General features: G+C 68.2%; 3 protein-coding genes, 1 tRNA gene and 1 rRNA gene. 4 read left to right on the top strand and 1 reads right to left on the bottom strand.

The window, feature by feature from the left end; all coding sequences use genetic code 11:
* From rrf to ACWIHT_RS12135, 3 genes are all read left to right on the top strand, one after another.
* A 5S ribosomal RNA gene (rrf, locus tag ACWIHT_RS12145) occupies nt 1-95 on the top strand; the annotation flags it as partial.
* Nucleotides 96-209: 114 nt separating this feature from the next.
* Complete coding sequence (locus ACWIHT_RS12140; protein WP_200717767.1) at nt 210-872, top strand: DegT/DnrJ/EryC1/StrS family aminotransferase; 663 nt, start codon at nt 210-212, stop codon at nt 870-872.
* A 96-nt stretch (nt 873-968) separates the two neighbouring features.
* A tRNA-Thr gene (locus ACWIHT_RS12135) sits at nt 969-1,044 on the top strand.
* A gap of 51 nt (nt 1,045-1,095) precedes the next feature.
* On the opposite strand, the gene ACWIHT_RS12130 is transcribed toward ACWIHT_RS12135, so the two are convergent.
* Nucleotides 1,096-3,846: a SpoIIE family protein phosphatase gene (locus tag ACWIHT_RS12130; RefSeq protein WP_456167089.1), complete on the bottom strand. Its 2,751-nt coding sequence runs from the start codon at nt 3,844-3,846 to the stop codon at nt 1,096-1,098.
* A gap of 384 nt (nt 3,847-4,230) precedes the next feature.
* Between ACWIHT_RS12130 and ACWIHT_RS12125 the strand changes: the two genes are divergently transcribed.
* The gene (locus ACWIHT_RS12125; protein WP_456167087.1) at nt 4,231-9,699 is read left to right on the top strand and encodes a HAMP domain-containing protein; all 5,469 of its coding nucleotides are present in this window, start codon (nt 4,231-4,233) and stop codon (nt 9,697-9,699) included.
* Nucleotides 9,700-9,798 lie beyond the last annotated feature (99 nt).

Raw genomic sequence — 9,798 nt, 5'->3', positions numbered from 1 at the left:
AAACGCCCGGTTACATTCCGAACCCGGAAGCTAAGCCTTACAGCGCCGATGGTACTGCAGGGGGGACCCTGTGGGAGAGTAGGACGCCGCCGAACAAATATTGATAAGGGTTGGACCCTGAACTTCGGTTCGGGGTCCAACCCTTTTTTGTTGTGCGTCACTTGAAGTTCACGTTGCGCAATCACCATCCGAGCATGGGTACTGCTGCAATGCTCAGGGCCGCAGGCGTCGGACTCGGTGACGAGGTCGTCGTGCCGGCGTTCGGGAACGTGGAAGTCGCCGAAGCTGTCACTCTCGCGGGTGGGCTGCCGGTGTTCGCCGACATAGATCCGGTGACCTACTGCCTCGATGCGTCCGCTGTCGAAGCGGCCGTAACTCCGCGTACCGCGGCGATAGTTGTCGTACATCGCTTCGGTCGGTCCGCTGATGTGGCGCGGTTGCTCGGGGTTGGGCAGCGGCATGGGTTGCTGGTGTTGCAGCAGGGGGAGTCCGAGGCGCCGTACGACGAGGTGGCTCAGCGGCGGGAGCGGGCCTCCTATCTCGATGCGAAGTTGCGTGGGGTGCGGACGCCCGATGGTGGGGACGGGCACACCTACCAGCAGTACGTCGTGAGGGTGCCGGGGAACGGGCGGCCGGATCGTGATGCCTTCGCTCGGGCCGTGCGGGGCAGGGGAGTTGAGTGCCGGGTGCCGGTGAAGACTCCGGTGCATCGGCTGCCGGAGTTCCGTCGGTGCGTGGCTCTGCCCGAGACCGAGCGGGCCGCGGACGAGACGCTCGCGCTGCCGGTGGACGCCTCGTTGACCAAGCGTGAGATGCAGCGGATCGTGTCCGCGTGCAACGCGCTCGGGGGACTGTTGCAGCCCGCATTCTGACCGAGTCGGGGTCGGGCTGCGGTGGTTGGGCGCACGGGCCTGTTCGGGGTATGATTCTTTTCGTCGCCGCGAGGGAAACCTCGGGAAAAGCGACAGGCCCTCTTAGCTCAGTCGGTAGAGCGTCTCCATGGTAAGGAGAAGGTCAACGGTTCGATTCCGTTAGAGGGCTCCAGTAACTGAAAGGCCCCGCCCAATTGGGCGGGGCCTTTTGCGTGTTCAGGTGTCAGTCCTTCTGGAGGCCCGGGACGCGCATGGCGAGGATGGCCATGTCGTCGGACGGGGCGTCCGACGCGAAGCGTTCGACGGCGCGCATGATGCGGGCCGCGACCGCGCCGGCGGTGAGGCCCGTGCAGGTGGTGAGGACGTCCGTGAGGCCGTCGTCGCCCAGCATGCGGGTGCCTTCGCGGCGTTCCGTGACGCCGTCCGTGACGCACAGGAGGACGTCGCCCGGGTCGAGGGTGATCGTCTGCTCGTAGAGCTCCAGGTCGTCCATGACGCCGAGGAGGGGCTGCGGTTCGGCGGCCGGTTCGACCGTGCCGTCCTGACGGAGGCGCAGCGGGAGGGGGTGGCCGGCGCAGACCACCTTCAGCTTGGCGCTGCCGTCCTCCTGGGGCCACAACTCGCCGTAGAGGAGGGTCAGGAAGCGGCTGCGGGCGCCCTCGTCGAGGATCGCGGAGTTGAGGCGCTCCAGGACCGCGGGGCCGCCGAAACCCTCTCTGGCGAGCAGGCGGAGGGCGTGACGGGCCAGGCCGGTGACCGCGGCTGCCTCGGGTCCTGTGCCGCAGACGTCGCCGATGGCGAAGCCGTAGACGCCGTCGCGGATGGGGAACAAGTCGTAGAAGTCGCCGCCCACTTCGTTGCCCTCGCCGGCCGCGCGGTAGATGACCTCGACCTCGACGCCCTCGATGTGCGGGAGGTCGGGGGGCAGGAGGCTGCGCTGGAGGGACTGGCTGATGGCCGTGCGCTCCGAGTACAGGCGGGCGTTGTCGAGGGCGAGGGCGGCTCGGCGGCTCAAGTCCTCGGCGAGTTCCAGGATTTCCTGGCGGAAGTGTTCGTCGGTGGGCTTGCCGAGGGTCAGCATGCCGATGACGCGGTTGCGGGCGACGAGGGGGAGGACCACCGTTTCGCCGCCGACTGCCGAGGCCGTGGCGAGAGTCGGGCCGATGCCCGAGCTGACGCGGCGGGTCGGTTCGCCGAGGCCCAGGCTGCGCATGGAGGTGCGCAGGGCCGCCTGGTGGGCGGCTTCGGCGGGGGCGGCCCAGACGCGGGCGCCGGGAGTGGGTACCGGGTCCGGAGGGGCGATCTTCGAGAGCAACGACTTGATGCCGTCGATGAGTTCCTCGTCCTCGTGCAGGACGTAACTGAGGTACGGGTCGGAGGCCTGGTCGGCGATCGTGTAGACCGCGCACCAGGTGGCGAGGGTCGGGACCGTCATCTGGGCCATCAGGGCCAGGGTCTGGTCGCGGTCCAGGGTGCCGGCGAGGAGGTCGGAGGCCTCGACCAGGAAGCTGAGCGAGCCGCGGCGCAGGCGTTCCAGTTCGCCCAGGCGGGCCGACTCGACCGCCAACGCGATCCGGTCGGCGGCGAATTGGAGGCGGAGGGCTTCTTCGTTCGAGTATTTGTTGGGGCCTTCGGCGGCGACTCCGAGGGAGCCGGTGAGGCGGCCCTCCACCTTCAGGGGGACCGTGACGACCGAGCGCATTCCGGTGCCGCTGAGGAGCGGTACGGCGCCCGGGACGGCCTGGAGGTCCTCGTGGACGGCCGGCATGCGGGCGGAGCCGTAGCGGCCGGGGCCCGCCTCGACGGGCACGCGCGCGAAGCGTTGGCGTGCGGAGGGCAGGCCGGTGGAGGCGCGGACCTCCAACTCCGTTTCGTCGTCGGTCGCGAGGAGGAGGAAGGCGGAGTCCCCGTCGAGCATGTCGCGGGCGCGCTCGACCGTGCGCTGGAGGAGGCCGTCGAGGTCGTCCGGTGCGGGGGAGCCGATGAACACCTCGAAGGGGTCGGTGTTCTGGCCGTCCGGGGTGGACGCCGCGTCGGGGGCGGGGCCGCGCAACGGGGTCTGTAGAACCGCGCGTTCGTGGTCCCTTACCAGGAGGCACACGGTTGACGGCTCGCCGCCCGTGTCGCGGACGCGGAGGTGGGAGGCGTACACCGGGATGACGCGGCCGTCGGCGCCGCGGATGCCGTAACTGCCCTCCCAGCGGGAGAGGCGCAGTGCCTCGGCGATGCCGGTGCTGGTGCCCGGGGTGTGCGGCCAGGCCGCGAGGTCGGTCAGGGGCTTGCCGGTGACCTGCTCGGGGGCGTAGCCGAAGAGTTCCTCGGCGTCCTCGTTCCAGGACGCGATGGAGCCCGTACGGTCGATCTGGACGACCGCGACGCGGACCCTGCCGTCGGCGAGCGGGAGGAGGGCGGCCGGGAGGGACGGGCCGGCCGCGCGGGTGCCCACCGGGCGGGCGGGGAGGTCGAGTTGGAACCAGACCAGCTTCTGTGTGGGGGTGTAGTCGACGCCCCAGCGGCTGGCCAGGGCCGCGCACAGCTGGAGGCCCCGTCCGCCCTCGCGGTCCGGGCTGCTCATGGTGATCGCGGCCCCCTGGAGGGGGATCTCACGTTCCGGATAGTGGTCGGCGACCTCGATCCGCACACCGTCGTCACTCCGTAGGCACAGAACGTCCGCGGCTGTGCCCGCGTGGACGACGGCGTTGGTCACCAGCTCGCTGGTGAGGACCACGGCGTCGTCGACGATGTCGGCGAAGCCCCAGCCCTGAAGGGTGTCCCGGACGAACGACCGCGCGGTGGCGACCGATCGTCCGGCGGGCTCGAAGCTGGCTGCCGCGCGCGCGGTGATCACAGAACTCCTCGGCCTGTTGTCGGCGGGCAGGGGCCCATGGCCGATCGGCGCCTGCCGGGGCAACGGCTGGTTCCCGGTCGGCGGGGGATCCTGGGGCGTTCCTCCAGGATGCAGTCCGGTGGTCATGGTGCGGTGCCCCTCCGATGCCTGCCCGCTCGTGCTCGTGCCACCGCCCAGGCCGGACGGAACCGGCGCGGCTGGACAGCCGCATGCAAGGTTACTTACCTTCACCGTCCATGCGGATGCCGGTCCACAGTGTTTCCGTCCTCAGGGTGTGCGGACCGTGTGCGAAGCTGCCGAACTGTTATGGCCTGGTTCAGGCAGGGTGAAACACTGGGCAGGATTCTGGTGAAGGTCCGGGCAGACCGGGTGTCTTCTGTGTACTGCGGGCAGCAGGCCTTGTTGAAGGCCGGTAAACCGGGCAGAGATACGCGGCAGTGACCGAAACGCCGAACAGCAGCACCCAGCACAGCAGTAGCAGCAATGGTCGACCCCTGCGGGAGGGACACAGTGGAGTCTGGCGCAGCGACGCGGGCCACCAGGACGCGCGCGAAAGGCGGACAGTCCCTGAAGAACCAGCGCAAACCGCGCAATGGGACCACGGAAGTGGACGCGGCCTCCTTGGACCGGCTGCTGACCGCTCTGGTCGCCATGCGGGACGGGAACTTCCGCAAGCGGCTCACGGTGTCCGGCGACGGCGAGATGTCGGAGATCGCCGCCGTGTTCAACGAGGTGGCCGACCGCAATCTGCACCTCACGGGCGAGCTGTCGAGGGTGCGCCGCATGGTGGGCCGTGAGGGAAAGCTCACGGAACGGCTGGAGACGGGCGCCTGCGAGGGTTCCTGGGCCTCGGCCATCGATGCCTCCAACGCCCTCGTGGACGACCTCGTACGGCCCGTCTCAGAGGTCGGACGGGTGCTCTCCGCGGTGGCCGAGGGTGATCTGTCGCCGCGCATGGAGCTGCGGACGCAGGCGCAGGACGACGGGAACGGGCATCCGCTGCGCGGGGAGTTCCTGAAGGTCGGGCGGACCGTCAACAATCTGGTCGACCAGCTGTCGACGTTCACCGACGAGGTCACACGCGTGGCCAGTGAGGTGGGCACCGAGGGCAAGCTCGGCGGGCAGGCACGCGTGCGTGGCATGTCGGGCTCCTGGAAGGACCTCACGGAGTCCGTCAACACGATGGCGTACCGGCTGACGGCCCAGGTGCGGGACATCGCCCTGGTGACCACGGCGGTGGCCAAGGGCGACCTGTCACGCAAGGTCACGGTTCATGTCGCCGGCGAGATGCTGGAGCTCAAGAACACCGTCAACACGATGGTGGACCAGCTGTCGTCGTTCTCCTCCGAGGTGACGCGAGTCGCGCGCGAGGTGGGCACCGAGGGCGAGTTGGGCGGCCAGGCGCAGGTGCCGGGTGTGGCCGGGGTGTGGAAGGACCTCACCGACTCGGTCAACATCATGGCCGGCAACCTGACGGCCCAGGTGCGCGGGATCGCCCAGGTGACGACGGCCGTCGCCAACGGTGACCTGTCGCAGAAGGTGACCGTGTCGGCGCGGGGCGAGGTCGCCCAGCTCGCCGAGACGATCAACCAGATGACCGAGACGCTGCGTACGTTCGCGGACGAGGTCACGCGCGTGGCCAACGAGGTCGGTGCCGAGGGGCAGCTCGGCGGTCAGGCGAACGTGCCGGGTGCGGCGGGGACGTGGAAGGACCTCACCGACTCGGTGAACACGGTCTTCCGGAACCTGACGATCCAGGTGCGGGACATCGCCGCCGTGACGACCGCCGTGGCCAGCGGTGACCTGTCCCAGAAGGTCACCGTGAACGTGGCCGGCGAGATGCTGGAGCTGAAGAACACCGTCAACGGGATGGTTGATCAACTGTCCTCGTTCGGTGCCGAGGTCACGCGTGTGGCGCGCGAGATCGGTGTCGAGGGCGAGTTGGGCGGCCAGGCTCAGGTGGCGGGTGCGGCCGGTACATGGAAGGACCTGACCGACTCGGTCAACACCGCATTCCGCAACCTCACCGGCCAGGTGCGCAACATCGCCCAGGTGACGACGGCCGTGGCCAACGGCGATCTGTCGCAGAAGGTCACCGTCGATGTCTCCGGCGAGATGCTTCAGTTGAAGAACACCGTCAACACGATGGTCGACCAACTGTCGTCGTTCGCCGACCAGGTGACCCGCATGGCCCGGGACGTGGGCACCGAGGGCCGACTCGGCGGCCAGGCGCGCGTGGACGGTGTCTCGGGCACCTGGAAGGAACTCACCGACTCCGTCAACTCGATGGCCGGGAACCTGACCTCTCAGGTGCGCAACATCGCCCAGGTGACGACGGCGGTGGCCCAGGGCGACCTGTCCCAGAAGATCGACGTGGACGCTCGCGGGGAGATCCTGGAGTTGAAGAACACCATCAACACGATGGTCGATCAACTGTCCGCGTTCGCCGACCAGGTGACGCGGGTGGCCCGCGAGGTGGGCACGGAGGGTCGGCTCGGCGGGCAGGCGCAGGTGCCGGGTGTCGCCGGTGTGTGGCGCGACCTGACCGACTCGGTGAACGGCATGGCCGGCAACCTCACCGCCCAGGTCCGCAACATCGCGCAGGTCGCGACAGCGGTCGCCCGGGGTGACCTGTCCCAGAAGATCACCGTGGACGCGCGCGGGGAGATCCTGGAGCTGAAGAACACCCTGAACACGATGGTCGACCAGCTGTCCTCGTTCGCCGAGGAGGTCACGCGCGTGGCCCGCGAGGTGGGCACCGAGGGGCAGTTGGGCGGTCAGGCCGAGGTGCAGGGTGTCTCCGGCACCTGGAAGGACCTCACGCAGTCGGTGAACTTCATGGCGAACAACCTGACCATCCAGGTGCGCCAGATCGCCGAGGTCACGACCGCCGTCGCCAAGGGCGACCTGTCCAAGAAGATCACTGTTGACGCGAAGGGCGAGATCCTTGAGCTCGTCACGACGGTCAACACCATGGTTGATCAACTCTCGTCGTTCGCCGAGCAGGTGACCCGGGTGGCCCGTGAGGTGGGCACCGAGGGCATCCTGGGCGGCCAGGCGCACGTGCCGGGCATCACGGGCATCTGGAAGGACCTCAGCGGCAACGTCAACCTGATGGCCAACAACCTGACCATGCAGGTGCGGAACATCTCCCAGGTCGCGGCGGCCGTCGCCAACGGCGACCTGACCCGGACGGTGACGATCGAGGCGCGCGGCGAGGTCCAGCAGCTCGCCGACACCTTCAACACCATGGTGAAGACGCTGAGTTCGTTCGCCGACCAGGTCACCAAGGTGGCCCGCGAGGTGGGCACGGACGGCATCCTGGGCGGCCAGGCGCACGTACCGGGGGTGGCGGGCACCTGGAAGGACCTCACCGACTCGGTGAACGGCATGGCGTCCAACCTGACCGGTCAGGTGCGCAACATCGCGATGGTCACGACGGCCATCGCGAAGGGCGACTTGACCAAGAAGATCGACATTGACGCCCGCGGCGAGATCCTGGAACTCAAGACGACGATCAACACCATGGTTGATCAGCTGTCCAGTTTCGCCGAGGAGGTCACCCGGGTGGCCCGCGAGGTGGGTACGGAAGGCCAGTTGGGCGGCCAGGCACGCGTGCGTGACGTCGACGGCACCTGGCGCGACCTCACCGAGTCGGTGAACGAGATGGCCGGGAACCTGACCCGCCAGGTGCGTGCCATCGCGCGCGTGGCGACCGCGGTGACCCGGGGCGACCTGAACCTGAAGATCGACGTGGACGCGTCCGGGGAGATCCAGGAACTCCAGGACTACATCAACAAGATGATCGCCAACCTGCGCGACACCACGATCGCCAACAAGGAGCAGGACTGGCTCAAGGGCAACCTCGCCCGCATCTCGGCGCTGATGCAGGGCCGCCGCGACCTGGACGACGTGGCCTCGCTGATCATGAGCGAGCTGACACCGGTGGTCTCCGCGCAGCACGGCGCGTTCTTCCTCGCGCTGCCCCTGGCGGACGCGGAGGGCGACGAGGCGTACGAACTGCGCATGCTCGGGTCCTACGGCTACTCGATGGGCTCCATGCCGACGTCGTTCAGGCCCGGTGAGGCGCTGATCGGGACGGCCGCCCAGGAGCGGCGCACGATCCTCGTGGAGAACGCGCCCAGCGGCTATCTGAAGATCTCCTCGGGGCTCGGGGAGGCACCGCCCGCGCAGGTGATCGTGCTTCCGGTGCTGTTCGAGGGGAAGGTGCTCGGCGTCATCGAGCTGGCGTCCTTCACGCCGTTCACGCAGATCCAGAAGGACTTCCTCAACCAGATCGCCGAGATGATCGCGACCAGCGTCAACACCATCTCCGTCAACACCAAGACGGAGCTGCTGCTGAAGCAGTCCCAGGAGCTGACCGAGCAACTCCAGGAGCGGTCGGACGAGTTGGAGAACCGGCAGAAGGCACTCCAGTCGTCCAACGCCGAACTGGAGGAGAAGGCCGAGCTGTTGGCCCAGCAGAACCGGGACATCGAGGTCAAGAACACCGAGATCGAGGAGGCCCGGCAGGTCCTGGAGGAGCGCGCCGAGCAGCTCGCCGTATCGATGCGCTACAAGAGCGAGTTCCTCGCCAACATGTCGCACGAACTGCGCACACCGCTCAACTCGCTGCTGATCCTGGCCAAGTTGCTCGCCGACAACGCGGAGGGGAACCTCTCCCCGAAGCAGGTCGAGTTCGCCGAGACGATCCACGGCGCGGGGTCCGACCTGCTCCAGCTGATCAACGACATCCTGGACCTGTCGAAGGTCGAGGCGGGCAAGATGGACGTCTCACCGACGCGCATCGCGCTCGTCCAACTCGTCGACTACGTAGAGGCCACTTTCCGTCCGCTGACCGCGGAGAAGGGCCTCGACCTGTCCGTACGGGTGTCGCCGGAACTGCCCGCCACGCTCCACACCGACGAGCAGCGGCTGCTCCAGGTGCTGCGCAACCTGCTGTCCAACGCGGTGAAGTTCACCGACTCCGGGGCGGTCGAACTGGTCATCCGGCCCGCCGGTGCGGATGTGCCGGTGGCGATCCGGGAGCAGCTCCTGGAGGCCGGTTCGCTGCGGGACGCGGACGCCGACCTGATCGCGTTCTCGGTGACCGACACCGGGATCGGGATCGCGGGCAGCAAGATGCGGGTCATCTTCGAGGCGTTCAAGCAGGCGGACGGTACGACCAGTCGCAAGTACGGCGGTACAGGCCTCGGGCTGTCGATCTCCCGGGAGATCGCGCAGCTGCTCGGCGGTGAGATCTTCGCGCAGAGCGAACCGGGACGTGGTTCGACGTTCACGCTGTATTTGCCGCTGCACCCGAGCGAACTGCCTCCGCAGGGCTATCAGCAGCTGCCCGCGCTGGAGGCGGGCGACCTCGTGGCGTCGTCCGCCGCGGAGCTCGCCGAGCTGTCGGAGCGGAGCGAGGTGGGCATCGAGACGCCGGCCGAGGTGAAGTCGTACCACGAGACGCAGAACGGTGCCGCCGCGCTCTTCAGGAGGCGCCGTAGGGCCGTGGAGCAGTCCGCCCTGCTGGGGCAGACCGTGCGGGACCAGTGGGCGTCCGAGGAGACCGCGCCCCCGTCGCGCCGGGGCATCCGGTTCAGCGGGGAGAAGGTGCTGATCGTCGACGACGACATCCGCAACGTCTTCGCGCTGACGAGTGTCCTGGAGCAGCACGGGCTGTCCGTGCTGTATGCGGAGAACGGCCGTGAGGGCATCGAAGTCCTGGAGCAGCACGACGATGTGACGGTCGTTCTGATGGACATCATGATGCCCGAGATGGATGGATACGCGACGACGACGGCGATCCGCAGGATGCCGCAGTTCGCCGGGCTGCCGATCATCGCGCTGACCGCGAAGGCGATGAAGGGCGACCGGGAGAAGGCGATCGAGTCCGGAGCCTCGGACTACGTCACCAAGCCGGTCGATCCCGATCACCTGTTGTCGGTGATGGAGCAGTGGATGCGTCCGGAGTGACGGAAACGACCGGACCTGACGGGAAAGCGGTGGGAACGGTGCGGGGAACGTTCGGTGTGCACGCGGAGTTGCTGACTGAGTGTGTCCGAAGCCGTGTAG

Source organism: Streptomyces sp. NPDC002276 (genome assembly GCF_053891435.1).
The sequence above is the reverse complement of the archived record's forward strand: the minus strand, read 5'-3'. Positions and strand labels throughout refer to the sequence as shown.